General features: G+C 63.3%; 34 protein-coding genes and 1 riboswitch. Of the genes, 26 read left to right on the forward strand and 8 right to left on the reverse strand.

The genetic code is table 11. The features are described from left to right. Nucleotides 1–191: 191 nt before the first annotated feature. Entirely contained in the window at nt 192–782 is a 591-nt protein-coding gene (locus KBZ14_RS09690) for a hypothetical protein (RefSeq protein ID WP_255118127.1), read from the reverse strand. Between the two features lie 413 nt (nt 783–1195). Beyond that, entirely contained in the window at nt 1196–1897 is a 702-nt protein-coding gene (locus tag KBZ14_RS09695) for a hypothetical protein (RefSeq protein ID WP_255118128.1), read from the reverse strand. Nucleotides 1898–2115: 218 nt separating this feature from the next. Here KBZ14_RS09695 and KBZ14_RS09700 point away from each other — a divergent pair, with 218 nt between their 5' ends. From KBZ14_RS09700 to KBZ14_RS09710, 3 genes are all read left to right on the forward strand, one after another. Continuing rightward, complete coding sequence (locus KBZ14_RS09700) at nt 2116–2364, forward strand: AbrB/MazE/SpoVT family DNA-binding domain-containing protein (protein WP_255118129.1); 249 nt, start codon at nt 2116–2118, stop codon at nt 2362–2364. Nucleotides 2365–2454: 90 nt separating this feature from the next. After that, nucleotides 2455–2691 carry a type II toxin-antitoxin system PemK/MazF family toxin gene (locus KBZ14_RS09705; protein WP_255118130.1) on the forward strand — a complete coding sequence of 79 codons (237 nt, stop codon included), beginning with the start codon at nt 2455–2457 and terminating at the stop codon, nt 2689–2691. Nucleotides 2692–2760: 69 nt separating this feature from the next. Beyond that, nucleotides 2761–2889 carry a hypothetical protein gene (locus KBZ14_RS09710; protein ID WP_255118131.1) on the forward strand — a complete coding sequence of 43 codons (129 nt, stop codon included), beginning with the start codon at nt 2761–2763 and terminating at the stop codon, nt 2887–2889. A 171-nt stretch (nt 2890–3060) separates the two neighbouring features. Here KBZ14_RS09710 and KBZ14_RS09715 read toward each other — a convergent pair whose 3' ends face one another. Next, on the reverse strand, nt 3061–3780 hold the full coding sequence (locus tag KBZ14_RS09715; protein WP_255118132.1) for a 16S rRNA (uracil(1498)-N(3))-methyltransferase: 720 nt from the start codon (nt 3778–3780) through the stop codon (nt 3061–3063). A gap of 52 nt (nt 3781–3832) precedes the next feature. After that, on the reverse strand, nt 3833–4336 hold the full coding sequence (locus KBZ14_RS09720; RefSeq protein WP_255118133.1) for a thermonuclease family protein: 504 nt from the start codon (nt 4334–4336) through the stop codon (nt 3833–3835). Nucleotides 4337–4791: 455 nt separating this feature from the next. Between KBZ14_RS09720 and KBZ14_RS09725 the strand changes: the two genes are divergently transcribed. Together KBZ14_RS09725 and KBZ14_RS09730 are read left to right on the forward strand one after the other, a co-directional pair. Beyond that, nucleotides 4792–4935, forward strand: a complete 144-nt coding sequence (locus KBZ14_RS09725) for a chlorophyll a/b-binding protein (RefSeq protein ID WP_255118134.1) — start codon at nt 4792–4794, stop codon at nt 4933–4935. 99 nt (nt 4936–5034) lie between these two features. Beyond that, nucleotides 5035–5772 (forward strand): hypothetical protein, encoded by a 738-nt coding sequence (locus KBZ14_RS09730; protein ID WP_255118135.1) that lies wholly within the window; start codon nt 5035–5037, stop codon nt 5770–5772. Here the strand turns inward: KBZ14_RS09730 and KBZ14_RS09735 are convergent. Beyond that, nucleotides 5744–6379, reverse strand: coding sequence for a DoxX family protein (locus KBZ14_RS09735; protein WP_255118136.1), 636 nt, complete (start codon nt 6377–6379; stop codon nt 5744–5746). The genes KBZ14_RS09730 and KBZ14_RS09735 overlap by 29 nt on opposite strands. Nucleotides 6380–6562: 183 nt before the next feature. Here KBZ14_RS09735 and KBZ14_RS09740 point away from each other — a divergent pair, with 183 nt between their 5' ends. The 6 genes from KBZ14_RS09740 to KBZ14_RS09765 all read left to right on the forward strand — a co-directional run bounded on the left by KBZ14_RS09740 (nt 6563) and on the right by KBZ14_RS09765 (nt 10219). Further along, the gene (locus tag KBZ14_RS09740; protein ID WP_255118137.1) at nt 6563–7336 is read left to right on the forward strand and encodes a sigma-70 family RNA polymerase sigma factor; all 774 of its coding nucleotides are present in this window, start codon (nt 6563–6565) and stop codon (nt 7334–7336) included. Between the two features lie 76 nt (nt 7337–7412). Then, nucleotides 7413–7811, forward strand: a complete 399-nt coding sequence (locus KBZ14_RS09745) for an MAPEG family protein (protein ID WP_255118138.1) — start codon at nt 7413–7415, stop codon at nt 7809–7811. A gap of 55 nt (nt 7812–7866) precedes the next feature. Beyond that, nucleotides 7867–8064, forward strand: coding sequence for a hypothetical protein (locus KBZ14_RS09750; RefSeq protein ID WP_255118139.1), 198 nt, complete (start codon nt 7867–7869; stop codon nt 8062–8064). A 147-nt stretch (nt 8065–8211) separates the two neighbouring features. Next, nucleotides 8212–9165 carry an orange carotenoid-binding protein gene (locus tag KBZ14_RS09755; RefSeq protein WP_255118140.1) on the forward strand — a complete coding sequence of 318 codons (954 nt, stop codon included), beginning with the start codon at nt 8212–8214 and terminating at the stop codon, nt 9163–9165. Further along, the gene (locus tag KBZ14_RS09760; RefSeq protein WP_255118141.1) at nt 9162–9986 is read left to right on the forward strand and encodes a fatty acid desaturase; all 825 of its coding nucleotides are present in this window, start codon (nt 9162–9164) and stop codon (nt 9984–9986) included. Before KBZ14_RS09755 ends, KBZ14_RS09760 begins: the two co-directional genes overlap by 4 nt. Further along, nucleotides 9893–10219 carry a hypothetical protein gene (locus tag KBZ14_RS09765; protein WP_255118142.1) on the forward strand — a complete coding sequence of 109 codons (327 nt, stop codon included), beginning with the start codon at nt 9893–9895 and terminating at the stop codon, nt 10217–10219. The genes KBZ14_RS09760 and KBZ14_RS09765 overlap by 94 nt, the downstream gene beginning before the upstream one ends. Before the next feature lie 118 nt (nt 10220–10337). Here KBZ14_RS09765 and KBZ14_RS09770 read toward each other — a convergent pair whose 3' ends face one another. Then, nucleotides 10338–10568 carry a chlorophyll a/b-binding protein gene (locus tag KBZ14_RS09770; protein ID WP_255118143.1) on the reverse strand — a complete coding sequence of 77 codons (231 nt, stop codon included), beginning with the start codon at nt 10566–10568 and terminating at the stop codon, nt 10338–10340. Between the two features lie 101 nt (nt 10569–10669). On the opposite strand from KBZ14_RS09770, the gene KBZ14_RS09775 reads away from it, so the two are divergent. The 10 genes from KBZ14_RS09775 (at nt 10670) to KBZ14_RS09820 (ending at nt 18743) form a co-directional block, all read left to right on the forward strand. Next, nucleotides 10670–10975: a thioredoxin family protein gene (locus tag KBZ14_RS09775; protein ID WP_255118144.1), complete on the forward strand. Its 306-nt coding sequence runs from the start codon at nt 10670–10672 to the stop codon at nt 10973–10975. A 109-nt stretch (nt 10976–11084) separates the two neighbouring features. Next, on the forward strand, nt 11085–11249 hold the full coding sequence (locus tag KBZ14_RS09780; protein ID WP_255118145.1) for a hypothetical protein: 165 nt from the start codon (nt 11085–11087) through the stop codon (nt 11247–11249). Nucleotides 11250–11309: 60 nt separating this feature from the next. Further along, nucleotides 11310–11411, forward strand: a riboswitch (guanidine-I (ykkC/yxkD leader). 24 nt (nt 11412–11435) lie between these two features. Then, the gene (speB, locus tag KBZ14_RS09785; protein ID WP_255118146.1) at nt 11436–12626 is read left to right on the forward strand and encodes an agmatinase; all 1191 of its coding nucleotides are present in this window, start codon (nt 11436–11438) and stop codon (nt 12624–12626) included. Nucleotides 12627–12630: 4 nt separating this feature from the next. After that, the gene (locus tag KBZ14_RS09790) at nt 12631–13017 is read left to right on the forward strand and encodes a hydrogenase maturation nickel metallochaperone HypA/HybF (protein WP_255118147.1); all 387 of its coding nucleotides are present in this window, start codon (nt 12631–12633) and stop codon (nt 13015–13017) included. 10 nt (nt 13018–13027) lie between these two features. Beyond that, nucleotides 13028–13738, forward strand: a complete 711-nt coding sequence (hypB, locus tag KBZ14_RS09795; protein WP_255118148.1) for a hydrogenase nickel incorporation protein HypB — start codon at nt 13028–13030, stop codon at nt 13736–13738. Further along, complete coding sequence (glnT, locus tag KBZ14_RS09800) at nt 13735–15093, forward strand: type III glutamate--ammonia ligase (RefSeq protein WP_255118149.1); 1359 nt, start codon at nt 13735–13737, stop codon at nt 15091–15093. The genes hypB and glnT (KBZ14_RS09800) overlap by 4 nt, the downstream gene beginning before the upstream one ends. 39 nt (nt 15094–15132) lie before the next feature. Further along, nucleotides 15133–16140 (forward strand): ABC transporter substrate-binding protein, encoded by a 1008-nt coding sequence (locus KBZ14_RS09805; RefSeq protein WP_255118150.1) that lies wholly within the window; start codon nt 15133–15135, stop codon nt 16138–16140. An 8-nt stretch (nt 16141–16148) separates the two neighbouring features. Next, a complete protein-coding gene (locus tag KBZ14_RS09810; protein ID WP_255118151.1) occupies nt 16149–16922 on the forward strand; it encodes an ABC transporter permease in 774 nt (257 codons plus the stop codon). Nucleotides 16923–16932: 10 nt separating this feature from the next. Then, nucleotides 16933–17703, forward strand: a complete 771-nt coding sequence (locus tag KBZ14_RS09815) for an ABC transporter ATP-binding protein (protein ID WP_255118152.1) — start codon at nt 16933–16935, stop codon at nt 17701–17703. Next, the gene (locus tag KBZ14_RS09820; RefSeq protein WP_255118153.1) at nt 17700–18743 is read left to right on the forward strand and encodes an aromatic ring-hydroxylating oxygenase subunit alpha; all 1044 of its coding nucleotides are present in this window, start codon (nt 17700–17702) and stop codon (nt 18741–18743) included. Before KBZ14_RS09815 ends, KBZ14_RS09820 begins: the two co-directional genes overlap by 4 nt. Here the strand turns inward: KBZ14_RS09820 and KBZ14_RS09825 are convergent. Next, entirely contained in the window at nt 18718–19563 is an 846-nt protein-coding gene (locus KBZ14_RS09825; protein WP_255118154.1) for a sugar phosphate isomerase/epimerase, read from the reverse strand. The genes KBZ14_RS09820 and KBZ14_RS09825 overlap by 26 nt on opposite strands. Further along, entirely contained in the window at nt 19560–19766 is a 207-nt protein-coding gene (locus KBZ14_RS09830; protein ID WP_255118155.1) for a hypothetical protein, read from the reverse strand. The genes KBZ14_RS09825 and KBZ14_RS09830 overlap by 4 nt, the downstream gene beginning before the upstream one ends. 59 nt (nt 19767–19825) lie before the next feature. Here KBZ14_RS09830 and csaB point away from each other — a divergent pair, with 59 nt between their 5' ends. The 5 genes from csaB (at nt 19826) to KBZ14_RS09855 (ending at nt 25381) form a co-directional block, all read left to right on the forward strand. After that, on the forward strand, nt 19826–20896 hold the full coding sequence (gene csaB, locus KBZ14_RS09835; RefSeq protein WP_255118156.1) for a polysaccharide pyruvyl transferase CsaB: 1071 nt from the start codon (nt 19826–19828) through the stop codon (nt 20894–20896). A gap of 75 nt (nt 20897–20971) precedes the next feature. Beyond that, nucleotides 20972–21889, forward strand: coding sequence for a fatty acid desaturase (locus KBZ14_RS09840; RefSeq protein ID WP_255118157.1), 918 nt, complete (start codon nt 20972–20974; stop codon nt 21887–21889). Next, a complete protein-coding gene (locus tag KBZ14_RS09845) occupies nt 21886–22875 on the forward strand; it encodes an alpha/beta hydrolase family protein (protein ID WP_255118158.1) in 990 nt (329 codons plus the stop codon). Before KBZ14_RS09840 ends, KBZ14_RS09845 begins: the two co-directional genes overlap by 4 nt. A gap of 17 nt (nt 22876–22892) precedes the next feature. After that, nucleotides 22893–24194, forward strand: a complete 1302-nt coding sequence (glnT, locus tag KBZ14_RS09850) for a type III glutamate--ammonia ligase (RefSeq protein ID WP_255118159.1) — start codon at nt 22893–22895, stop codon at nt 24192–24194. Next, entirely contained in the window at nt 24194–25381 is a 1188-nt protein-coding gene (locus KBZ14_RS09855) for a glycosyltransferase family 2 protein (RefSeq protein ID WP_255118160.1), read from the forward strand. The genes glnT (KBZ14_RS09850) and KBZ14_RS09855 overlap by 1 nt, the downstream gene beginning before the upstream one ends. Nucleotides 25382–25445 lie beyond the last annotated feature (64 nt).

The following is a 25445-nucleotide window of genomic DNA, read 5'->3' on the forward strand; positions in this document are numbered from 1 at the left end:
CGACCCTGGCCTTGAACTCGGGACTGTGGGTGCGGCGCTTACTCATTGACGGGAGCCCCGATCAGGGGCGGTACCCCGCCTCAGAGACTAACGATGGGGCCTATCCAGAAAAACCAGTCCACCTCACCCTTCGTGTTCCTTCTACTTCAGCTCTATGCGGCCTAGTGATGGCGAGCGCTAGCAGGACAAGGCTACTCAGCATGACTCATCAAGTCATCGATAGCCTTTAATGCTTCAGCTGCTTCCTCACCGCTAGCAAGAAGATCAACGCATAGCCTGCCTGAGCCAGCTGTCTCTAGTGATCCTTCTTCTTCCTCAATCATTAGCACAAGATTCTCAATGCTATATCCATAAGACACGCCCTGAGAGTAGCTGCTTGCTATGTCATCCGCAGAGACCGTGCTGCTCTCAATCCGCAGAGCGGTGACACTGTCAAACTCCAAGCTACTTTCCTTTGAAGCATCACTATTACTTTGATGTGTGCCTAAAAATTCCTCGATCTTCGACAGATCCAGGCATGAGTCCCACGAGGAATGCCCCATGTCGCCGGATTCCTGATAGACCTCGATATACCCCTTGGAGATTGCTAGTTCTACGGCTGAATCCAGGTGTATACCGTTTACCATGACTAACTTGGAGGTTATTATCCCTATAAAGTCAGTGTCACAAGGGTAGCAACGAGGTGCAGAGGACAATGCTCTTTCCTGGTAGGCCCTAAGGATTTCTTCACTGGTTAGTGCTTGGCATCCTCCCAGCTTTGACCAGAGGTCAGAGAGGGGCATCATAGGTGTATGTGGATGGTCTCCATGAAGTAAAGACTGGATAACGCCTTCAGCAACAAAATCAAGTCGACACGACGAAGTGGGACCATCAGCACATGACCCTATCTCTAGAGAGTGGCGAACATGCTCGGTTTCAAATAGGCATACATTCTCGCCCTCCGACAGCTCGCTGACTTGCTCACAAGCGAGAAGAATTATTGTTGTTGGATCCGCCTGAAGTATGCGCGAGCGAATTACGGCGCTCGCATCCGTCTGTTTATTGCCCACGGCCCAATGCGCTAACAATCCTTGAAATATAGCACTGCTAACGAAGCAGCACACCCGCCCTGTGCCTGCAAAAGTATACACCAAGCGAATCAATGCCGGCGATGGTGCTTGCGGGCGGGTGATCCTTGGCGTTATGCAGACAGCAGCTACTGATAGATAGTATCAAAGTCGGCAACAATATCGTCGACTATCTCCTTAAACATACTCGTTTCATCGTAATCCTCGTCATCCTCTTCGGGATCCCAGTCTTCAAGCTCAATCTCTACAATGCTGTATTCGATTTCCTCGCTCGAAATGGTGGAATCATTGACACTCATGGTGAGTTCCATTGAGTATCCACAAGCAATTGAAAATGAATAGATAGACTCATTCTCATTGTCTTCCGACTGGCTTTTCGACAGAAGTGTGACCGTTCCACCGCTAACAACTCTTGTTTCTTCGGGATTCAGTGAGAATGCATTGGCTATCTTAAGAGCAGTTGCGATATCGTCTGGAATACTTGCCTGCTCCCTCTTTAGCTTTGACTCACCCGCGGGTTTGTGTACCCGATCTCGGTGTTGACAGCCATACTCATACGTGTAGCCATCGATCTGCGCATTCCTTAGGGCCTCCTTGCATGGATCACCAAGAGTCGAGCTCTCAGAAAGTTGCTCGTCAATCCAGTCCCAGCAATCATCCCCATTCCATGCACATGAGAAACCTACATTGAGCTCATCACCCCCAGTTTCAATATCGACATCACCGCCATAGCCAAAAAGTCTAGACTCCTCAATCGAGTTCCCCAATTCTGTAGCTGCTTCTTTTCCCTTCATGCTAATAGAGAGATAACCAGATGCAATGTTTGCCATGAAGCTATAAGAGGCTGCCTTCAGGTTAATCAGATCTGGATGCCAATGTCAACAACCCCTTGGCGACGCAATGCACCTGGCCCGCGCCACCGAATATCCGCATCCAGTGAATCATTCCGGCAAAGGCTGCTGCGGCCAGGTGATCTTGGCGTTAGCCAGAGCAAGGGAGATGTGCTGAAGTCGCGAGCGTGGCCACACTGTGAGCACGTCTGCAGGGTGTGGCCGTGGTTCGAGCGAAGCTGGTCAAAATCGGCAATTCGAGAGGGATCCGTCTCGCCAAGCCGCTGCTTGAGGTTGCGGGGCTGGCTGACGAAGTCGAGATCGAGGCTGCTCCAGGGGTTCTGACCATCAGGCCATCGGCACATCCGAGGGCTGGCTGGGCAGAGGCGGCATCGTCTTTTGAGGCGGAGGGACTTCTCGATGAGATGAGCGCCACTCGGTTTGATGATGAAGAGTGGTCATGGTGACCCAAGAATGCGTCTCAAGAGAGGATATCTACCTGGTTGCATTGAATCCCACGCGAGGATCTGAAGTCAGGACAACAAGGCCTTGTCGTCGTGTCACCGGATGAGCTCAATGCTCATCTTCGTCCTTTCATTGTCGCGTCTTTTACCACTGGTGGACATCCATGCCCTTTTCGTGTGCGATGCAGTTTGGATGGCAAACACGGCCACGTTGTGGCTGATCAGCTAAGGGCTGTAGATCGGGAACGTCTCGTCAGGCGATTGGGGAGTCTGTCGGAGACTCCGCTGAATGAGCTACTGGCTGTTTTGCAGGCGATGTTCGCTGTGTAGACGCCTGGCTAACACAGCCATGCACCTGACAGCCATCGCACCATTCACCACGGGGCGCGCGGCTCACGGGTGCTGCTGTTTGTGCGTGAGCAGCGCCAGCAGGATGGCCGCCCCAGCGCCCTCACCGAACCCCTCGTATGCCTGGGGTTTGCGCGCTACGACAGTCATGAGGGCGAGCGGCCGCGTGGCTACCAGTGATGGGCTTGGTGTTTTGAGGCGGCAGTGTGGGGAAGACAGAAGAAGGCTCACGGCCTCGGGGAGGGCAGCGGCGTGAAAGCGCCGTACTGGCCCTCCCGGTTGATGCGGATGCCCCCACTGTTGGCGCTGCGCTGGTCGGTGCGGTTCTGTTCAGCAGTCGGGATGGGCGCATCAGCACCCACCCGGCAAGGCCTGGGCGAGCACGGTGATCAGGGCCGTATCCACGCTCAGGATCCGTTCCCCCAGACCCACCCGCTGCGCGATCACCGATTCGGCCAGTTGCACTTCAAAGGGCACGAAGCCGCCCTCCGGGCCGATCATCACCACCGCCGGCACCGGCGGCGCTTCCGCAAGCGATGTTGGAGCACCCATATCCGCCAGCCAACAGGGACGTCCCGCACACAGCCCCGGCAGCTGGTCTTCGATAAAGGGGCGGAACCGCCGGTGCAGATGGACCCTGGGGGCGATCGTGTCGCGGGATCGCTCCAATCCCGCCACCAGAGCTTCCTCAACCCTGGCTGGTTGCAACAACGGGCTCTGCCAGTAGCTCTTCTCCACCCGGGCGCTGTGGATCAGGTGCAGGTCGGCGATGCCAAACTCGGCGCACTGCCGCAGGATCCGGCGCAGCATCTTCGGGCGCGGCAAGGCCAGCACGATCTCAAAGCGATGCCTCGCCGGCGGCGGCTCACTGAGCTGAACGCTCAGCCGCACGCCGCTTGGATCAAGGGCTTCGATCACCCCCTGGCCGCACAGGCCGCCGAGCAGACCCACCCGCAGGCTGTCGCCCACCTGCGCTCGCAGCACCTCGCGCATGTGCATGGCGCGGTGATCCCGCACCACGGCAACATCGTCAGCGATCCAGTCCTCTGGGTGGAGCAGAACGATGTTCATCGGCTGGCCCTGGGGGTTTGTCTGACTGTGGTCCCGCACGAGGCCAGCGCCTTTAGCTCCGGCGCTGGCGGCGCACCTCCCAGGGCCGGGGGATGCCGCCGGGCGGCTGCCACACCCCGAAGCGATGGCGGCTCGCCCTGAATTCCGCATCGAGATAGGCAGGGGCGTTGCAGCCATGCAGGTAGCGCCGGTAGGCAAAGGCCTGGCCGTCTTCCACCAGCGCCAGCCCCAGGTTGCTGTCGCTGATCACCTCGGCCACCAGCCGGCCATAGCGATCTTTGGTGTGGATGTCGAGGGTCACCACAGCGCCAAGCGGTAACCGCTGCCGCAGGTAGGCCCGGGCCTGGGCGCCGTAGGGGCTCTGGGCCAGTTCGGGCGCATCAATGCAGGCCAGCCGCACCGTCATGGTCCGCCCGTCCTCGCGGACGCGGATCGTGTCGCCATCACCGATCGAGAGCACCACGGCTCGAAGGGGCTGGCTACGGCCCGCATTGCAGCCCACCAGGGCCAGCCATCCCGCCAGCAGCAGGCCCCGAAGCGGTGAAGCTGCCTTCATGAAGCGCTGTGTGGCCAGGTGAAGAGAGGATGCGGGTTGGGCAGCACGTGTTGCCAGGGTGCTGTGGCCGATTGATGCTGGCAGCAACGGGATTCGGAGGCTCCACAGATGGACGACACCCCCCCTGAGCACCAGATAGGAGCGCGCTGACGATCCGGCCCCTGCTCCAACACTCTCGACGGATCTCTGGTTTCCCTGGCGTGTGACGTTGTCGCCGTCCATTGCATCGCCCTAGGTGCCCCGGACCCCACGGGAAGCCCCACTTGTCACCTGGCCCCAGGTGCCAGCGCCGGCAGCTCCGCCATCACCTCAAGCACCAACGCCAACAAGCACACCTCAACGGCCCGGGGCTAACGCTCCGGGCTTCGTTGTGGCGTCACGCCACTGCATCGCTGGATACCGCGGCCCCCCGAAGCAACCCTTTACACTTTTTAAAGTTTCTTGAAACTCCGGTCATGGCCGACTCCTCCTCCCGCTTCGGTTTCGTTGCCTTCGCTGAAACCTGGAATGGCCGCCTGGCCATGCTGGGCTTCGTGATCGGTCTGGGCACCGAGCTGCTCACCGGTCAGGGTGTCCTCGCTCAGATCGGCCTGGGCTGAGCCCTGCGTTTCCGCGGCCTCTGAAGTCACGCACCCGGATGGTTTTGCCGTCCGGGTTTTTTTGTCCATTGCCCCTGTTCCCCTCTCCACTCTCCTTCTGTGGTTCACGCCCTGGCTTTTGTGTTGGCACCAGCTGCAGACCTGCCGGGCGATCAGGCGAGCTGGGATCAGCTCGTGCAGGCCCAGAAACGGGGATTGCGCAGTGGTGTGGCTCTGCGCCTCTGCTCCGCACCCGCAACCTGCTCCGACAACCTGCATGTGGAAGTGGATCGCGGCCTGCTTCAGGCCAGTGGTGATCTGCCAGGCACGGCCAGCCAGTGGTACTGCGACTGCCTGGTGCCCCACTTCGATGTGCACTCCCTGTGGATGGGCGTGTACGCCATCAGCGGCACAGCTCTGGAGCCTGCCGCACCGATGTTTGGCCCGCCCCTCGAGATCACCCGTTGCCAGTGCCTCGATCGCTTTCCCCTGCAGGATGCCGGCAACGAAACCTGCTGGTTCTATCCCACCGACAGCGGGCGCTACCTGCGCTGGGAGAACCACCGCCAGATTGAAACCTTGCCCGGCCTGCTAGCGGATCAGCCTGTTCAGGCCGAGCCCACCCCCTATTCCCGCGAGGCCCTGCATGTGCTCTGGTCGTTGATGGCCGACGACCGCTTCCTGACTTGCGTGGGTATCACCTTGGCGGGCAAACGGATCGAATGGCCGCTCCAGGGTGCGAAGCCGGAGCCCTTCGCCACCTGGACAGCCTTTGCGGTGAATGATCAGGACGACGAGGGTTTCACCGAGTTGTCGAGCGCCGTGGTGTTCAGCCCTGACCAGCCAGCCAACCCGTAGTGCCAGACGCCTCGGCCCCGTTCCCAGCCGCTTGCGGCTGGGTTTCCAGCCATTCCGCAGTTATGCCGGCGTCAAAGGAGAAGCGGCCTGGCCCCACCAGCAGCACAGCCGCGCTACCGCCCAGATAGAGCACCACCAGCTCCAGCACGTAGATATTCAGGCCACTGGTGAGGATGTGGTGGTACCCCGCCACGGCCATGGTGCTGCTCAGGGCCAGGGCGCCCAGCGGCGTGAACAGTCCGAAGATCAACAGCCAGGAGCCCAGGATTTCCGCGTAGCCCGCCGCATAGGCCATCAGCAGCGGAAAGGGCAGATGCAGGGCGGCCACGTAGTTGGTGGCAAAGCTCTGCGGGTCGGCCAGTTTGTCCTGCCCGTGGTGGATCATCATCACGCCGATGGCCAGCCGCAGCGCCAGCAGCCCCAGGCTCTGCAGCAGGCCCGGACCCATCAGGTAGCCCTGGATCGCGGAGCGCAGCTTGAGGGGCAAGCTCCAGGGGGCTGCTGCCACCACCGGTTGATCAGCTTTGGAGCCATTGCGCAGTAAGCCCACCGTGAGGGTGGCGGCACACACGCCAGCCACGATTTCCAGGGGTAGGGGGGTGGCCATGGCCGAGGGATCAGTGGCCCAAGTCTGGCGAGTGTCGTAACGAACCGTGAAGTAACTGAGGGCCGCTGCGGCCGCCTGTGGCTTGCGTTGATCTCCGCACTTCGCCCCTTGGTTGTGGCGCCGATGCTCCGGCGTGACTCTCATGTGGGGGATCCCCGTCCGAGTTGCTCGGAAGCCAATCCCATGACCGATTCAACGGGACGCTGGCTGCAAGCCGCTGGTACTGCGGCTCCCCTGCTCACCGCTTCCCAGGAACTCACCCTTGGTCGCAGTGTGCGGGAGTGGCTGGATTGGCCCGGCGGCCCCGAGGGCGCGCCGGCGGCTGTGAAACAGCGGGGCTTGAGGGCCCGTGATCGCATGGTGCAGAGCAACCTGCGCCTGGTGATGGCCGTGGCCAAGCGCTACTGGCGCACCGTTCACCAGCGCGGCCTGGCCATGGAGGATGCCCTGCAGGAAGGCGCCCTTGGCCTCACCCACGCCATCGAAAAGTTCGAGCCGGCCAAGGGCTATCGCCTCTCCACCTATGCCTTCTGGTGGATTCGTCAGTCGATCCATCGCTGGCTGGGCAGTGCCGGCCTGGTGCGGGTGCCGTCCAATGTGAGCGAGCTCAGCGCTCGCCTGCTCCAGGGGGAGGCCAGCAGCCTGAGTGCAAGTGAACGGGAGAGGGCCCTGGCGGCGCTGGCTGTGAGCCACTTGGCCCGCCTCGATGCTCCGGTTGGCGACGACAACAGCCCCTTGGGTGAGCTCTTGGCCGCTCCCCAGGATGACCCCCTGCATCAGCTGGATCTGGATCTGCGCCTGCGGCCCCTCAAGGCGGCTCTCCCCGATGACATGGCCTTACTGCTGGAACTGCAGGTGGAGAAACCCGCTGTGGTGGCCAGGCATCGCGGTGTCAGTCGCCAGGCCATCAGCCAGCAGGCCACGAAAGCGATGATGCGCGTGCGGATGTTGGGCTGAACCCAGGGAGCACGGGGGGCGAAGGTCTGCCCCAGTCCTAGCCAGAGTGGGGCTGATCGGAATGCTCTCCCTCCCCATGACCAGCCTTGCCATCCCTACGTTGATCAGCGTGGCGGCCCTCGTGCTTTATCAGGGCACCGCCCTGTTGGTGGGCAAGGTCCGCTTCCAGCACAAGGTGATGCCGCCCGCCACCAGCGGTCCGCCGGAATTTGAACGGGCGCTGCGGGTGCAGCAGAACACCCTGGAGCAACTGGTGTTCTTCCTGCCCTGCTTCTGGCTAGCCAGCCTGGTGAGCCAGGCCAGCGTGGCGGCGGTGCTGGGCATCCTCTGGGTGGCCGGTCGGCTTGCCTATGCCGTGGGCTACCTCCAGGCACCGGAGAAACGGGGGCCTGGGTTTGGCATCAGCTTTCTCAGCAGTGTGGTTCTGCTGGTGATGGCCCTGGTGGGTGCCATCGCGCAGGTGCTTCATGGATGAGCAGCTGAACCGGCTACGCGGGGCACCGCTCCCGGCTTAGTTTGAGGGGATGGGCATGGCGTATTTCGACACCACATCTGGCACCAAGGTGGAATACCTGAGCTCCTCCAAGGGCTGGGTTGCGGCCGTGTTCGTGGGGGAGGGGGATCACGGCGATACGAGCCGCTGCCTGATCCGCATCGATGGCAGCGATGCCCTGTCGCAGGTGTCGCGCTGGAGCGTGAGGCTGCCCCAAACGCCCGCCTCCACTTGAGCCTGGCTGGCCTGCAACCCGGCACGGATCTGCTGTAGCCCAGCGCTGTTGAGCGGCTTTGGTGCGGGATTAAATCACCGCATAGCCAATCTCGCCCGGCAATGGCCTAGAGTTTGTAAAACTCCTTTACAAACGGGGCTGTCGCCGATGTTCACGCTCGAGAAGGCTGCCCAGATCTTTCCTGACACCCTCTCGGCGGATGTGGTTCCAGCCATCACCGCGCGTTTCCGCCTGCTCAGCGCCGAAGATCAACTGGCGCTGATCTGGTACGCGTACCTCGAGATGGGCTCCACCATCACGATTGCAGCCCCTGGGGCTGCGCGCATGCAGTTCGCGGAGCCGGTGCTCAATCAGATCAAGGCGATGAGCTTCGCCGAGCAGAGCCAGGTGATGTGTGACCTGGCCAATAGCAGTGATACCTCCATTGGCCGCACCTATTCCACCTGGTCGGTGAATATCAAGCTCGGCTTCTGGTACCAACTTGGCCAGTGGATGGCTGCCGGCCTGGTGGCTCCCATCCCCGAGGGTTACCAGCTCTCTGCCAACGCGGCCTCGGTGCTGAGCTCCGTGAAAACCGTGGAGCAGGGCCAGCAGATCACCCTGCTGCGCAATTTCGTGGTGGACATGGGTTACGACCCCGCCAAGGGTGAAGGCCAGCGCGTGATGGAGCCGGTGGCAGCTCCCACGCCCGAAGAGCAGCGCAAGAAGGTGTTCATCGAGGGGGTGATCAACCCCACGGTGAACAGCTATATGGATCTGCTCAACGCCAACGACTTCGACAACCTGATTCAGCTCTTCCTGCCGGATGGCGCCCTGCAGGCCCCGTTCCAGAAACCGATCGTGGGCTCCGAGGCGATCCTGCGCTTCTTCCGTGAGGACTGCCAGAACCTGCGCCTCCTGCCGGAGCGGGGCTATGCCGAACCCACCGATGGTGACTACACCCAGATCAAGGTGACGGGCAAGGTGCAGACCCCCTGGTTCGGGGCTGGCATCGGCATGAACGTGGCCTGGCGTTTCCTGCTCAACCCCGAAGGCAAGATCTACTTCGTGGCCATTGATCTGCTGGCCTCCCCCGCCGAGCTGCTCAAGTTCGCCCGTTGATCGGCACCCCGCCTTCCAAGGGGATCCTGCTGGCGGCCGCGATCCTGGGTGCCTGGGGAATCAGCCTGGTGGCCCTTCTGGCTCAGGATCCGGCCCAGCTCTCCCCAGGGCTGCTGCTGTTGGCGGTGCTCTTGCGCAGCCTGTGCCAAACCGGTTTGTTCATCGTCGGTCACGACGCCATGCACGGCTTGCTGTTGCCGGCCCATGCGGGCTGGAACCACCGGTTTGGGGCTTTGGCCCTGGCTCTCTATGGGGCCTTGCCCTACGAGCTCTGCCGTCGCAATCACCTCCGTCACCACGGTGCCCCCGGCACGGATCAAGATCCTGATTTTTGTGCCGAAGGTGCCCCATCCCCCGTGGCCTGGTACGTGCGGTTTCTGAGGGGCTATCTGTCTGTTCCCCAGATGTTGCTGCTGTTGAGCGGTTGGGGTCTGCTGGCGGTTGTGGCCACTCCTGGTCAGGTGCTGCTGTTTTGCACAGTTCCCCTGCTGCTCAGTTCCCTGCAGTTGTTCGTGGTGGGCACCTATCTGCCCCACCGCCAGCAACCACAGCCGGGCGATCCACACCATGCCATCAGCCTGGATCTCCCGGAATGGGCCTCCCTGCTGGCTTGCTTTCACTTCGGCTACCACTGGGAGCACCACGCCTACCCGCAGCTGGCGTGGCATCAGTTGCCCCTCAGTCGCCGCTCTCGCGGCGGCGATTGTTACGCGATAGGGTCTCCGTCATGGAAACCACACTGGCTGGCTGGACGGACCAAGAACAGGCAGTGGCAAGAGCCGCCTTTGCCGTTGCCTACAACCGGGCCATTGATGGGGTGATCACGGCCGTTCGCCAGCAGGTGGATGGCTTGCAGTCTGTGGATTCGTTGTGGCAACTCCACGACTTCCTGAGTATTCAACGCCACGTGATTGAAGGGCGGTTTGACTTCCGCCTGGATGGCATTTTGTTCGTCTTTGCCAGCTTGGTGAAAGATGGCCTCCTGCAGTTCGAGGAACTGCAGGGCCTGGATGCCGACAAGATGGGCAAAATCACGGCGATGGCCCGCTTTTAGTGGCGGCCTCCGCGGTTGCCATTGATGTGGTGTCTACCCTCTTCGGGGTTCCCTTGCGCCAGCTGATGCTGGCGGCTGGTTTCTTGCCGGTGTTGATCCGGCCCCTTGGCCAGGGGGCTCAGCTGAGATACCAGTGCAGCACTGCGGCCAACTGACCGACAATTCCCTTGCCGCTCAGCAGTTCCCCCACCAGGGCCGCTGCAAAGCCCAGCATGGCCACGCGGCCGTTCAGCCGCTCCACCCCCGTGAGGGCCTCAGTGTTCCAGGGCCTGCGGGTGGTCAGCCCCTCCCCGAACTTCTCGATGGGCTCGTAGAGAAAGCCGTCCTGGGGGTTTGGCTGTTGGGGCATGGGGTCTCGGCAAGCCGGGTGGAGCAGGCAGCCTAGAAATGGGGGCTGTGCCGTAGCGGCGTACCAGGTCTAACTTCCCAACAGTGCCGCCCCGCATCCCCATGCTCCACGTTCTCAAATTCAGCTCGGAAGACTGCGGCACCTGCCATCGCATGAGCCATTACGACGCCAGCGTGTGCGTCGAGCTGGGCTGCACCTTTGTGAGCGTGATGCTGCAGGACACGGAGGTGTACCGCCGCTATCGCAAGGTGCTGATGGCCCAGTACCCCAACAAGGAGGGGATGGGCTGGCCTACCTATCTGGTGGTGACCGATCCCGAAGGGGAGTTCACCATCCATGGCGAGCTCAAGGGGGGCATGCCCAAGGGCGACTTCCGCACCCGGCTCTCGGCCCTGCTGCCGGCCTGAGGGCGCATTGGCTCGCCACTGGTGGGCCATCCCCCGTTTGGTGGTGGTTGTAACCCGTTGGCTGGCCCGGGCTGGGTACGGTCCGATCTGTTGTTCTTCCTTCCCTTTCTTGCTTCAACAGAAAGCCTTCACCCTGCTGGCCCTGGTGTTCAGCTTCGCGGTGGCCCTGGCCTCCTCTGTGATGGCCCATCCTGATCACCAACAGGCCACGCAGCAGGGCAATCCCGCTGCCCAGCACGATCACGACCACTCCCACGAACAGGCGCCGCGCTGAATCTCCATTTCGTAGTGGATGGCACCACGCCATTCCTCAATGCAGCGCAAAGTCCACGAGCGGATGTGATGCCTAGGGTTCCGGCTTCCCATGGGAAGTGCCTGGTCCGAGAGGCTCGGGCCGGCTATGCCGGTTGCACGGAGGGATAAAAGCCCGGGAGACCGCTCTCTCCATACCCCTCCCGTCATGACATCAGAGTCTGGCGCCTCGAGCGCCTTCGAGCGGCAGCATCCCAGCGAGGGGATGCGCGCCCTAGAAAAAGAGCGTGCCCTGCCTTTAACCGGCTGGCAGCAGGAAGTGGATCAAGGCCTTCGCTACGGCCTCGAAGCTGCCGAGAGCATTGTTGATCGCCGCATCTCGACCTTCTCGAGAGGGGAACTTCCCCATTACGCCGGCATCAACACCTTTATGAAGGCCCCGTACATCGAGGATGTCAATCGGGTTGGTGAGTTTGACGTTGCCATCGTGGGGGTGCCCCATGACAGCGGCACCACCTACCGGCCCGGCACCCGTTTTGGCCCCCAGGGGATCCGGCGTATTTCGGCCCTCTACACCCCCTACAACTACGAGATGGGAGTGGATCTGCGGGAGCAGATCACCCTCTGCGATGTGGGCGACATTTTCACCATTCCTGCCAACAACGAGAAGTCCTTCGACCAGATCTCGAAGGGCATCGCCCACGTGTTCTCCAGTGGTGCCTTCCCCATCATCCTCGGCGGTGATCATTCGATCGGCTTCCCCACGGTGCGGGGTGTGTGCCGCCACCTGGGCGACAAGAAGGTGGGCATCATTCACTTCGACCGACATGTGGACACCCAGGAGATCGACCTGGATGAACGCATGCACACCTGCCCCTGGTTCCATGCCACCAACATGGCCAATGCACCGGCCGAAAATCTTGTGCAACTGGGCATCGGTGGGTGGCAGGTACCCCGTGAGGGTGTGAAGGTGTGTCGGGAACGGGGTACCAATGTGCTCACCGTGACCGACATCTGTGAGATGGGCCTGGAGGCGGCGGCTAAGTTCGCGATTGAGCGGGCCACCGATGGCACCGACTGCGTGTACATCTCCTTCGATATCGACTGCATTGATGCAGGCTTTGTGCCCGGAACAGGCTGGCCGGAACCCGGAGGGCTCCTGCCCCGCGAAGCCCTGAAACTGTTGGAGCTGATTGTTCGCAATGTGCCCATCTGTGGCCTTGAGGTGGTGGAGGTTTCTCCTCCCTATGACATCAGTGACATGACCTCTCTGATGGCTACCCGTGTGATCTGTGACACCATGGCCCACATGGTGGTGAGTGGCCAGTTGCCGCGCCAATCATTGCCCTCCTGGATCAACAAGGAGTGCAACATGGGCGTGGATCGCAAATGGAGATAGGGCCATGCATGAAGTTGACATGACCAAATGCCTGCTGCTCTCCATGAATGAGTGGCGCACCCGGCATGAGCCTGCTGTTCCCACGGTGGATACCGTGCACCTTCAGGTGGGTGCCTTCACCTGTGTAGAGCCGGACCAACTGGTGTTCACCTGGCAGGCCGCCGTGCGCGGCAGTTGGTTGGACGGCGCTCGCCTGAAGATCGAACCGGTGCCCCTCGTGGGCCGTTGCGTGGTGTGTTCCAGCACCTATGCACCATCTGCCGAGCAGGGCTATCGCTCCCCCTGCTGTGAGCATCCAATGGAGGAGATCGAGAGTGGCCGTGAACTGCGCATCCGCTCCGTTGATTACACCCTGACTTCCACCCCGTTGACCGTCGCCAGCGCATCCTGAGGACCTTCCCATGCATATGCCCCTCGAGGACACCCTCGGGCTCAACCTCCTGGCTGCCAATCAACACCAGGCCGAGCACAACCGTGCCCATTTCGATGCCTGGTCGCTGCTGTGTCTCAATGTGATGAGCAGCCCGGGTGCCGGCAAAACGTCCTTGCTGGAACACACCATCACCGCCCTCGCCAGTGACCTCGAGATGGCGGTGCTGGAAGGTGACATGACCACCCAACTCGATGCCCAACGGCTCGAGGCGGTGGGGGTGCCGGTGATACCCATCACCACCGGCCGTGCCTGCCATCTGGATGCCGCGATGGTGAGTGGTGGCTTGTCATTGCTGCAGCAACGGCTCGATCCGGCCAGCCTCGATGTGCTCTGGGTGGAGAACGTGGGCAATCTGGTGTGCCCGGCGGAGTTTGAGGTGGGTGAGCACCGCAAGGTGGCCCTGCTGAGTGTCACCGAAGGCGACGACAAGCCCCTCAAGTATCCGGTGATGTTCCGCGAGGCGGATTGCGTGTTGATCACCAAGACCGACCTGCTTCCCTACCTGCCGGTGGATCTCCAGCGCTTTGAGGCCCACATCCGCGAGGTGAATCCTCGCTGCACCGTTTTGCCGGTGTCCGCCACCAGTGGCGATGGGCTGGAGGCCTGGTACCGCTGGGTGCTGTCCAGCTGCGCCGCGTTGCGCGCCGATCCATCCCCTTGTGTGCTGGTGCCCGCATGACCACCCCCTTGACGACCGCCGCACCATCCCTGCGGGCGGCATTGGAAGCCAAGGGTGTGCGCTACGCCCTGGCCAGCTTTGTTGATCTCCACGGCGTCAGCAAGGCCAAGGCTGTGCCCTTGGCCCATCTCGGCCAGATGTTCGCCGGTTCCGAGCTGTTCACCGGCGCCGCCCTCGATGGCGTGCCCCAGGAGGTGAGTGACAACGAAGTGGCTGCGGTTCCTGATCCTTCCACCTGCACCGTGCTGCCCTGGCAGCCGGAGGTGGCTTGGTTTGCCAGTGATCTGCACCTGCAGGGCGAGCCGTTCACCGCCTGCAGCCGGAACATCCTGCAACGGGTTCGGGCCGAAGCGGCATCCATGGGGTATCGCTTCAACCTGGGCATCGAAACGGAGTTCTTCGTGCTGAAGCGCGATGCCGATGGTCGTGCCGTTCCCTTCAGCGATCGCGACACCCTCGAGAAGCCCGCCTACGACGTTCGTGGGCTGCTCGACAACCTGCCCTGGCTCGATGAACTCGTGGGCGCCATGAATCAGCTGGGTTGGGGGGTGTATTCCTTCGACCATGAAGATGGCCCCGGACAGTTCGAAACCGACTTCGACTACGCCGACGCGTTGACCATGGCTGATCGGCTCACCTTCTTCAAGCTGATGGCCAAGGAGATCGCCCACCGCCATGGGTTGATCGCCTCCTTCATGCCCAAGCCCTTCGGCGATCGCACAGGCAGCGGTGCCCACTACAACATGTCCCTGGCGGATGTGACAACGGGCCAGAATCTGTTTCTCTCCGAGTCAGGAGCGCCAGGCACGGTGAGCCGTCTGGCGGATCACTTCATCGCCGGCATCCTCCGCCATGCCGCCGCCATCTGCGCGGTGATTGCCCCCACGGTGAATAGCTACAAGCGCCTGGTGGCGCAGGGCAGCATGTCCGGCTTCACCTGGGCACCGGTGTTCATCTGTTATGGCAATAACAATCGCACCAATATGTTGCGGATTCCCTCGCCTGGAGGGCGGGTGGAGTGCCGCGCTGCAGATATCTCCTGCAATCCCTACCTGGGGGCGGCGATGATCCTTGCAGCTGGCCTGGAGGGGATCCGGGAGCAATTCGATCCTGGTGAGCCCAATCTCGTGAATGCCTACTCCCTAACTGCTGATCAGTTGGCCGAGCGGGGTATTGGCATGTTGCCACGCACGCTGGCTCAAGCCATCGAAGCCTTTGCCATGGATCCCCTTTCCAAAAAGGTATTCGGCGATGCCATGTTCGATGCCTATGTGACCTACAAACGTCAGGAGTGGGAGTCGTACCACTGCGCTGTCTCTGATTGGGAACAGAAGCGCTACTTGGAGTTCTTCTGAAGCGGCTGCCTGATTCCGTTTACCTGCATAACGCCTCCCATGAAATTGTCATCGAAAACCCAGCGCCGCCGCGCCTTGGCACTCTCTCTGCTCACGGCGCTTGGGGCTGGCATGCTCACGGCCTGCCAGAAGCCTGGCGGTGATTCGGCCACTGTACGGCTTGGCTACAGCGCCTGGCCGGGCTGGTTCCCCTGGGCCGTTACCGAAGCCAAGGGCCTGTTTGGCGCTGCCAATGTTGGCGTGAAGCTGCAGTGGTTTGATGGCTACCTCGATTCCATCAATGCCCTGAATGCGGGGCAGCTCGATTGCAACAGCCAAACCCTGAACGACACCATCAGTTCGATTGCTGGTGGCGCTGATCTGCAGGTGGTGCTTCAGAACGACTACTCCACGGGCAATGACCAGATCATCGCCGCTCAGGAGATCAAGACGGTGGCCGATCTCAAAGGCAAGAAGGTGGCCGCTGAGGAGGGCACTGTGGATCATTACCTGTTGCTCAAGGTGCTCAAGGATGGTGGCCTGAAGGCCTCGGATATCACCTTTGTGCCGCTGGAAACCGGAGCGGCGGCGGCGGCCTTTGCTGCCGGCAAGGTGGATGCGGCGGGTGTGTATGCACCCTTCACCACCCAGGCCCTCAAGCGACCTGGCAGCAAGGCTCTCACCACCTCCAAGGAGCACCCTGGCGCCATCAGCGACTTGTTGGTCTGTCGTCGCGGGTTTGTGGAGAAGAATCCCGAGGCTATTCAGAAGGTGGTGAATGCCTGGTTCGCCACGCTCAAGCTGATCAACGACGATCCCGCTGCCACCCTGCCCATCTTGGTGCAGCGCTCCGGGGTTTCAGAAGCTGAGTTCAAGGCCTACGACGCCGGCACAACGATTCAGACCCTGGCCCAAAACCAGGCCAACTTCAAACCTGGCAGCACGATGATTGCGCTGCCCTATGCGGCCGAGCAGATCAGCGCGTTCCTCGTGGAGGTTGGGCTGGCCAAGACCAAGCCGGACATCAGCAACTTGCTGAATGCCACCTTCGTGGATAACGCCAAGTAGGGCCTGTGATGACAACAGTCGAGCTGCGGAGACTCCTGAGCCAGCCATGGGTTTTGGGCCTTTTTGGCATCCTGGGGGTGCTGATCGTGTGGTTCCTCTCCACGGCCAGTGGTGCTGTTGACAAGCTGTTCCTGCCCTCGCCTCTGGCGGTCTGGCAGGCCGGCCAGACCCAGTGGTCCAGAGGCATCCTCGTGAAGGATGCCCTGGCCAGCATCCAGCGCGTGTTCCTTGGTTTTGCCCTCTCGGCAGGGGTTGCCCTGCCCCTGGGCATTGCCATGGGCACGAATGCCGTGATCTGTCGCCTGCTGGAGCCCCTGATTGGCTTGATCCGCTATATGCCGGCGCCCGCTTTCATCCCGCTGCTGATCATCTACTTCGGCCTGGAGGAGTTGCCCAAGGTGCTGTTGATCTTCATCGGCACCGTGTTCTTCAACACCCTGATGATCATGGATGCGGTGAAGTTCGTGCCCCGGGAGCTGGTGGAAACGGCCCTCACCCTGGGGGGCAAGGGTTTTCCCATCCTTACCCGAGTGGTTGCTCCCTTCATTGCCCCCCAGGTGTTGGACACCTACCGAATCAATATGGCCTCCGCCTGGAATCTCGTGATCGTGGCGGAACTCGTGGCGGCCACTGAGGGTCTTGGCAAACGCATCAGCCTGGCCCAGCGCTTCCTGCACACCGATGAGATCTTTGTGGGTTTAATTGTGATCGGTTTGATCGGCCTTGTGATCGATCTTGGCTTCCGGTTCTTGATGCGCCGTGCCTGCTCCTGGGCCAACTGACTAGATCCCCATGCATCTTCAGGTTTCCAGCGTCTGCAAGAGCTTCGGCCACGGCAAGGCCCGCAAGTTGGTGCTCGATCATGTGTCCTTCGATCTTCACTCTGGGGACTTTCTCGCCCTGGTGGGTCCCTCGGGTTCGGGCAAGTCCACCGTGATGCGTCTCATTGCCGGGCTTGACCATCCCAGCAGCGGCAGCATCTGCCTGGATGGACAGCCGGTGCTTGGTCCCGGTTCGGACCGGGGCATGGTGTTTCAAAAGTACAGCCTTTATCCCTGGCTCACTGCTGCTCAGAACGTGGCCTTCGGCATGGAGTTGCAGGGGCGTTCCCGTTCCGAGGTGCGGGAGCGCACGGGCTATTTCCTTGAGGTTGTGGGTTTGGCGGATGCAGCACGGCGTCTGCCCCGGGAACTCTCCGGTGGCATGCAGCAGCGGGTGGCCATCGCCCGCGCCCTCGCCGCCGATCCCAAGCTGTTGCTGCTGGATGAACCCTTCGGTGCCCTGGATATCCAGATCCGTGAATCGATGCAGGAGTTCCTGCATCAGCTCTGGCAGCGCACCGGGCTCACGGCCCTGTTGATCACCCACGACCTGGAGGAGGCCTTGCTGCTGGCCAATCGTGTGCACATCTTGGCGCCGAATCCAGGCCGGATTGTGCGCAGCGTGGCTGTGACCTTGGATCGCACCGCGATGGCGGACGTGCGGCTGTCTGCGGAGTTTCTCGCCATGCGCGAGGACTTGGCCAGGGGGCTGCGGGCCCTGGAGCCGGCCCTGCCTTCATGACCCTCTCCGAATCAGGGCCCCAGCCCTTTTTGCCCGCTTCGGTGTATGGCTCTGCCGCCATTGCCCAGCAGGAGCGCGAGCGCTACGCCCCGCAGTTCTGGCACCCCGTCGCCAGCCTGGATGGGCTGCCCCCGGGCCACAGCCTCGCCCTTGAGGTGCAGGGGTTGCCGGTGCTGCTCACCCGCACGGAAGACACCCCCACGGCCTTTGTGAACCGGTGCCCCCATCGTGGTGTGGCGCTGTTGGCGGCTAAAGCGGAGGCTCGGGCCTGTCGCCGTCTGGTCTGTCCCTACCACGGCTGGACCTACAACCTCCAGGGTGACCTCCTGGCCGCTGCCCGCGAGGGAGATTTCCTCACACCGTTTGATCGCCGCCAATGGCCCCTGGCTGGACTGGGCTGTGAGGTGTTCGCCAACCTGATCTGGGTGGCGATCGGCTCCAACCCCCTGCCCCTCGCGCAGCAACTCGATCTCGTGCTGCAGGAGGCGGTTGATCTACTCGATCGGCCCCGGGTGTTACTGGCTCAGCAGAGCCGCATCCTGCAGTGCAACTGGAAGATCGCCCACGACAACACTCTCGACGACTATCACGTTGCCATTGCCCATCCCACCACGCTCCACCGCGAGCAGGGGCCGGTGCGCCAGTACCGCCACGCCCTGAGCTCCCATGGCTCGTTGCTGGCCACGCCCTACCCGGCGGGCGGTGAGTTCCTCACCTTCGGCCTGGCCCCCTGGACCCACCTGCTGTTCTGGCCAGATGGCCGCATGGCGGTGATCAGTTTTCCCCCGTTGGATCCCCAGCACTGCCGCATGGATGTGTGGCTTCTGGGCCACCCCAGCCTTCGCCCCGGAGCAGATGCCTGGATGGAGGAGGTGCTGGGCTTTCTCGAGGAAGACCGGCTGCTGGTGGAATCGGCCCAGATCGGCTACGCCAGTGGCCTGGTGCCAGGGCCGCCCCATCGCCTCGAGCAACGCATCCTCCAGCATCAGGCCCTCTACGCCGCGCTGATGGGGTTCAGCGCTCCAGAGCTCCTGCCTTGATCCAAGCCCCCAGGCTGCAGTTGATCTCCTCCAGGTCAGCCACCGGTTGGCCTGTGAAGGGCAACTGGGGCAGGTAGCCATCCGGGCCAAACTCCGGGGTCATCGTGCGTGGGGCCAAGCCACGCCGGCGTTGCGATTGGCTGAATAGAGCCCAGCAGCGCCGATGGGCCTCCAAGGCCTCGGCCCATTCCGGGGCCAATGGGTGACCTACCGAGGGGCCCTGGGCATGGCCCACCCGCGCGTGGATGTGGTCCACCCGTTCGGCCATGGCCTGGATGGGCGTGAGCTCTGGGGTCATCAGGCGTTCAGCCACCGCACACCAGTGACTCAAATCCGCCGTGAGGCGTAGATCGGGATAGGTGCTCAGCCAATCCTCGATGGTCCAGGGGTTGAACAGGCTGCGGGAGCGATGGGTTTCAAAGCTCACCGGAGCCGCTGCCCCCTTGGCCAGCGCCACGGCCTCGCCCCAGAATTCCCGTTGCTGCTGAGCTCCCCAGGCGTCGGAGCCGGCAATCACGCTGATCCGCAGCGGCTGCAGCTCCAGGGCCTGCTGCAGCCGCTCGCCCAGCTCCTGCAGCTGCTGCGCCGGGCCCCGCTCAAGGCTTGGTACGTAGTCACCGCCGGTGACAATCTCCACAATCAAGCCCTGACGGGCCTGGCTGAAGGTCTCGAGCACCTGCTGCGTCGTGAGCCCGGCAAGGCACGAATGGTGCAGGTTCAGCTCGAGGCCATCAAAACCCTGAGCCGCGGCCAGGTTCTGAGCCTGGGCCAGGCTGCCGCTGAAGCCCCAGAGGGTCTTGAACAGCAGCAGCTCGCTCACGGCGCCTCGTTCTGGGTGAACAGATCCGGCTGGATGTCGAGATACACCGCTTCCTTGAAGAGGGCCTGCTTGGCCTCCGCATCGTCGTGTTCCAGGGCCTTCGTGTAGCGCTCCCGCAGGGACGCGATCAGGGCCTGGCGCTGGGCGTCACTGCTGGCCATGGTCTGGAGGCTGAAGCTCTGGGCAATGTAGGCAGGCTCCACCAGGGCGCCGACAGCCTGGCCAGCCGGTGCGATGCTTTTGGCCTGCCCTTGGTTGTGGTGTGCCCGAGCCAGTCCAGAAGCACCCAGTCGCCCTGCTCTGCGGCTACTACGGCGAACACAACCTCGGCGATGACGCCCTGCTGGACTCCTTGCTGCGCCAGTTGCCCAGCGGCGTCGCGCCGCTGGTGACCGCCCACGACGAGGCCGAGGTGCAGCAGCGCTTTGGCTTGGCCACGGTGCCCCGCCGCCGTTTGCAGCGAGTGTTGGCAGCCCTGCGCTCCAGCGATGCCCTGGTGCTGGGGGGCGGCAGCCTCCTGCAGGACTCCACCAGTTTTCGCAGCCTTCTGTATTACGCCGCTCTCATCGTCGCCGCGCGACTGCAGGGCAAGCCGGTACTGCTCTGGGCCCAGGGCCTCGGCCCCCTGAAGCGTCGTCGTAGCCGGGCCCTGGTGCGCGCCCTGCTGCCCATGGCCACGGCCATCAGCTGGCGGGATCCTGAATCCGATCAGCTCGCCCGTCGCCTCGGCGTCAGCGCTGACCACGGCGCCGATGCCGTTTGGGCCCTGGAGCCGCAGCCCTGGATCGGTGGCGGTGGGCCGATCGTGGTGTGCTGGCGGCCATCGGTGCTGTTGCAGGGCGAAGGCTGGCGTCCCTATCTCGAGGCCCTGGAGCAGCTGGCGGAGCTCCACAACCGCGAGGTGCTGTGGCTGCCCTTTCACCGCGGCCAGGATGCCGGGTTACTGGATCAGCTGGTGGCCCAGGGGCTGGTGGGTGAGGCGCTGCAACGGCGTAGCCGTGAACTGGTCGCCAGTCGGCCCCGCGAGGCCATGGCCGTGTTCCGCAGCGCTGGCCTGGTGGTGGCCATGCGGTTGCATGCCCTGATCCTGGCGGCCCTGTCCGGCAGTCCCACCTCCGCCCTGAGTTACGACCCCAAGGTGCGCGCTTGCGCCACGCAGTTCGGCTGCAGCTGCAGGGATCTCGCTGATGCGCCGATCTCCACCGCCGACCTGCTGAGTACCTGGCAGGAGGCTCTGGACCATCCCGCCGCCAGCGGCGCCATTGCTGACATGCGCCAGGCCACCGCCGTGCATCGCCAGTTGCTGGAGCAGCTCCACACCCTGGCCGAGTAGCCCAGCGAGGGCCAAGCCGCCAAATGGTGGCGATGCCTACCGCTCCCGCTCCCCTTCCACTGGTGTGATGGCGCGATGGCACAGGCATCGACACCCCTGATTCCTCGGCAACCCCTCGCGGAGCTGAATGGTCTGCGGGATGCCCCTGGCTGGATCCGGCTCACCTCCCATGTGCTCACCATCGTGGTGGGGGGCATCCTCTGGCGAGCGGCGGGCCTGCCCTGGGGGTTGCGCCTGCTGGGCCTGTTGGCCAGTGGCATTGGCCTGGCCACTGGCTTTGCTCCGTTGCACGAGTGCGGCCATCGCACCGTGTTCCGCAGCAAGCGTCTCAACGACGGCGTGGCCTGGTGCGCCGGCTTGCTGAGCTTCTACAACAGCACCTTCTACCGCCGCTACCACCAGTGGCACCACCGCTTCACCCACCAGCCCGGCCTTGATCCGGAGCTGGAGGATCCCGTGCCGACCAGCGGCTGGACCTATCTCCTGGAGGTGAGCGGTTGGCACTGGTGGACCGGCAAGCTCTCCGGCTATCACTCCCTGCTCTGGGGAGATCTCTCCGATCGTGCCTACCTCAGCCCGGAGTCGATTCCGCAGGTACGCCGCTCGGTGCGTGTTCAATTCCTGGTGTACGGCCTGCTGCTGCTGGCCTCGCTGATCGGTGGCAACGGCTTTCTGTGGTGGAGTTGGCTCCTGCCCCTGGCGGTGGGGCAGCCCTTCCTGCGGCTGCTGCTGCTAGCGGAGCACAGCGGTTGCAGTTTCGGCACCGATGGCACCACCAACACCCGCACCACCCTCACGATCGCTCCGGTGCGCTGGTTGATGTGGAACATGCCATTCCACGCCGAGCACCATTTGTATCCCTCCTTGCCGTTCCATGCCCTGCCTGCGGCGCACCGCTGGACAGCTCCCCACCTGAGCCACTTGGATCCCGGCTACCTCGCCGTGCACCGCGAGCTGCTGCGTCAGCTGCCCAGCCTGGCCCTGCCCCGATGAGTGCTGTGATCAGCCGTCAGGCCGACAGCTTTGCCCTTGGGGATCTGATCCTCGCCTGCGGCCAGACCATCCCCAACGCCCAGCTCAGCTACCTCGCCATCGGTGAGCTCAACGCCGATCGCTCCAACCTGATCCTGGTGCCGACCTCCTATGGCGCCCGGCCAGAGGATCTTGCCTGGATTGCAGGCCTTGTTCTGGATCCAGAGCGCTACTGCATCGTGATCGCCGGAAGCTTTGGCAATGGCGCCTCCAGCAGCCCTAGCCATGGCGCCATGGGTCTGGCGGAACAGGGTTGGCTGGTGCAGCACGCCGACAACGTGGCGGCCCAGAAGCGGCTGCTGGAGGAGGTGTTCCAGGTGCAGCAGCTGCCGCTCATCTATGGCTGGTCCATGGGGGCGCAGCAGGCCTACCAGTGGGCAGTGACCTATCCCGACTGGGTGCAGCGGATCTGCTGCCTCTGCGGCACCACGCGCACCTCGCCCCACAACCGCCTGTTCTGCCTCAGCCTGCGCCAGGCCCTCACCGCCGACCGCCATTGGAATGGCGCCGGTTTCGATGCCGAACCGCTCGATGGCCTGCGCACCTATGCCCTGATCTACGCCAGCTGGGCCGCCAGCCAACCCTTCTTTCGCACGATTGACACCTCCGTAGAGGAGCACGTGGAGCAGGCCTGGCTGCCCCACTACCGCCGCCATGACCCTCGGGATCTGATCGCCATGCTCGACACCTGGCTCAGCCACGATGTGGCTGCAGGGGGTGATCTCGGGGCCGCCCTGCGGCGCATCAGCGCCCGCACGGCCGTGGTGGCCTGCAACCGCGACCTCTACTTCACCCTCGACGACATGGCCGCCGATGTCGACCGCATCCGCGGCGCCTCTCTGCACGTGATCGATTCCCTGTTGGGCCATCGCGCCGGGAACCCCCACAGCAGTGCTCCGGAGCAGCAACAGCTGCGCCGCATCGTTGAGCAGCTGCTGGCCAGCTGAGTTCTCTCGCCTTCCCCATGACTGACCTCGCCAGCCTGGCCCGTGAGCACCAGCTCAAGTTTCTGCTGATCTCCTTCACCGACCTCTTCGGTGTGCAGCGCTCCAAGTTGGTGCCCGCCAGCGCCATCCCGGCGATGGCCCGCGATGGCGCCGGCTTCGCAGGTTTTGCCGCCTGGCTCGAGCTCAGTCCGGCGGATGGCGATGTGATGGCCATCCCGGACGCTTCCAGCCTCATGCCCCTGCCCTGGCAGCCCGAGGTGGGCTGGGTGGCCGCCGAGCTCACCCTCAACGGTGCCCCCATGGCCCAATGTCCGCGCCGGCTATTGCGTGCCCAGCAGCAGCGGGCTGCTGCCCTGGGTTTCCAGCTGCGCACCGGGGTGGAGGCGGAGTTCTTCCTGCTGGAGGCCAGCGGCGAGGCCATCGCCGACCCGGCCGACACCCAGATCAAACCCTGCTACGACCAGATGGCGCTGATGCGGCGCTACGGATTGATCGGCCCCCTGCTGGAGGGTATGGAGCAGCTGGGCTGGGGCCCCTACCAGGCCGATCATGAGGATGCCAATGGCCAGTTCGAAGTGAACTGGACCTATGCCGATGCCCTGGTGACAGCCGATCGCCATGCCTTTTTCAAGGTGATGGTGAAGTCCCTGGCGGAGCAGCAGGGCCTGCGGGCCAGCTTCATGCCCAAGCCGTTCGCGAGCCTCACCGGCAACGGCTGCCACACCCACCTGTCCCTGTGGGATCGCGAGGGTCGCAATGCCTTCCACGACCCCAGCGGTGAGCTCGGCCTCTCGGCGGTGGCCTACCAGTTCCTCGCGGGCCTGATCGCCCATGCTCCTGCCCTGGCCTGCCTCACCAACCCCACGGTGAACAGCTACCGCCGCCTCGCGGCCCCTCCCACCACCTCTGGAGCCACCTGGAGTCCAGGCGGCATCAGCTACAGCGGCAACAACCGCACCCACATGGTGCGCATCCCGGATGATCAGCGGTTGGAGTTCCGCCTGCCCGATGGTGCCGTTCATCCCTACCTGCTGCAGGCGGCTGTTCTGGCGGCGGGGCTCGATGGCCTGGAACGGCAACTCAGCCCCGGCCCCCGCTGCGACAACGACAACTATGCCGAGCCCCTGGCGACGGGCGACGCTGCCCGGCTGCCCCGTGATCTCGGCGAGGCCCTCCATGCCTTTGCCGGTGATGCGGTGCTGCGCGCAGCCCTTGGTGAGGAGTTCTGCCGGGCCTATGAGCGACTGCGCCGGCGCCAGTGGGAGGCCTACCGCAGTGAGGTGACAGCCTGGGAGCGGCACACCGGGTTGGATGGTTGATGCAGGTGCAAGGGGCGGTGTCGCTGCTGGCTTGGCTCCCTGTGGCGGGCCTGGCGTTGATGCTGCTCAAGCTGGAGCTTGAACTGGGCCGTGCCCCACGGCTCCAGCCCCTCGCCCCTTGTGCTGAACCCGTCTCTCCGGTGCCGTTGCACCTGCGGGTGGTGATCCCCGCCTACAACGAGGCCGACAACATCGCCGACTGCATCAGCGCGGCCCTGGCCAGCCGTGATCCCGGCGTGCCCTGGCAGTTGGTGGTGATCGACGATGCTTCCAGCGACACCACCCATGCCCTGGCCCGCGAGGCCCTGGGTCCCGATACACCTGAACGGTTGCTGTTGCAGGCGGGTCCGCGCCCGGTGGGGGAGCGCTGGTGTGGCAAGAACTGGGCCGCCGGTCTGGCGGCCGCTGCCCCCTGGCCGGCAGGGGATCCAGCCCAGCAGTGGCTGTTGTTTCTCGATGCCGACGTGCGCCTGCGCCCTGAAGCCCTGGCTGCCGCCCTGGCGGATGCCACCGCCCACGGCAGCGACCTGCTCTCCCTGGCCCCGCGCCTGCAGTGCAGCTGCCTGGCGGAATGGCTGGTGCAGCCGATCGTGGCCACGCTGCTGGGCCTGGGCTTTCCGATGGAGCGCAGCAATGACCCCGCCGATCCCACCGCCTTTGCCGCCGGGCCGTTCATGTTGTTCCGCCGCAGTGCCTATGCAGCTGTTGGCGGCCATGCCGCCGTGGCTGGCGAGGTGGTGGAAGACCTGGCCCTGGCGCGGTTGATTAAGGCCTCTGGCCTGCAGCTGCGCTACCTGCTCGGGGTGGACTTGGTGGATTTGCAGATGTATCGCAGCCTTTCTGCCCTGTGGGAGGGCTGGACCAAGAACTGGTTCCTCGGTCTCGACCGCGACTGGATCAAGGCCCTTGGCAGTGCGGGGGTTGTGCTGCTGCTGTTTGCGGCTCCCTGGGGGGTGTTGCTGGCCGCCTTGGGGCTGCATCAGCCCCTCTGGCTGCCGCCAGCCCTGGTGGGCATCAGCCTGCTGTTGGCCCTGCGGCTGTGGAGCTGGTGGCGCTTTGGTACACCAATTCGCTACTGGTGGCTGAGCTGGTTGGGGGCTCTGTTGATCGCGGCGATCGTGCCAGCCAGTATCTGGAAAACCAGCACCGGACAGGGATGGACCTGGCGCGGCCGCCAGCTGGCCTAATCACTGCTGTTTGCGATGCGAAGGACATGGGACTCGAGGCCCTTGACCCTCACCACCAGCTCCA

The sequence above is a fragment of the Synechococcus sp. HJ21-Hayes genome (assembly GCF_024345835.1).
GTDB lineage: Bacteria > Cyanobacteriota > Cyanobacteriia > PCC-6307 > Cyanobiaceae > Vulcanococcus.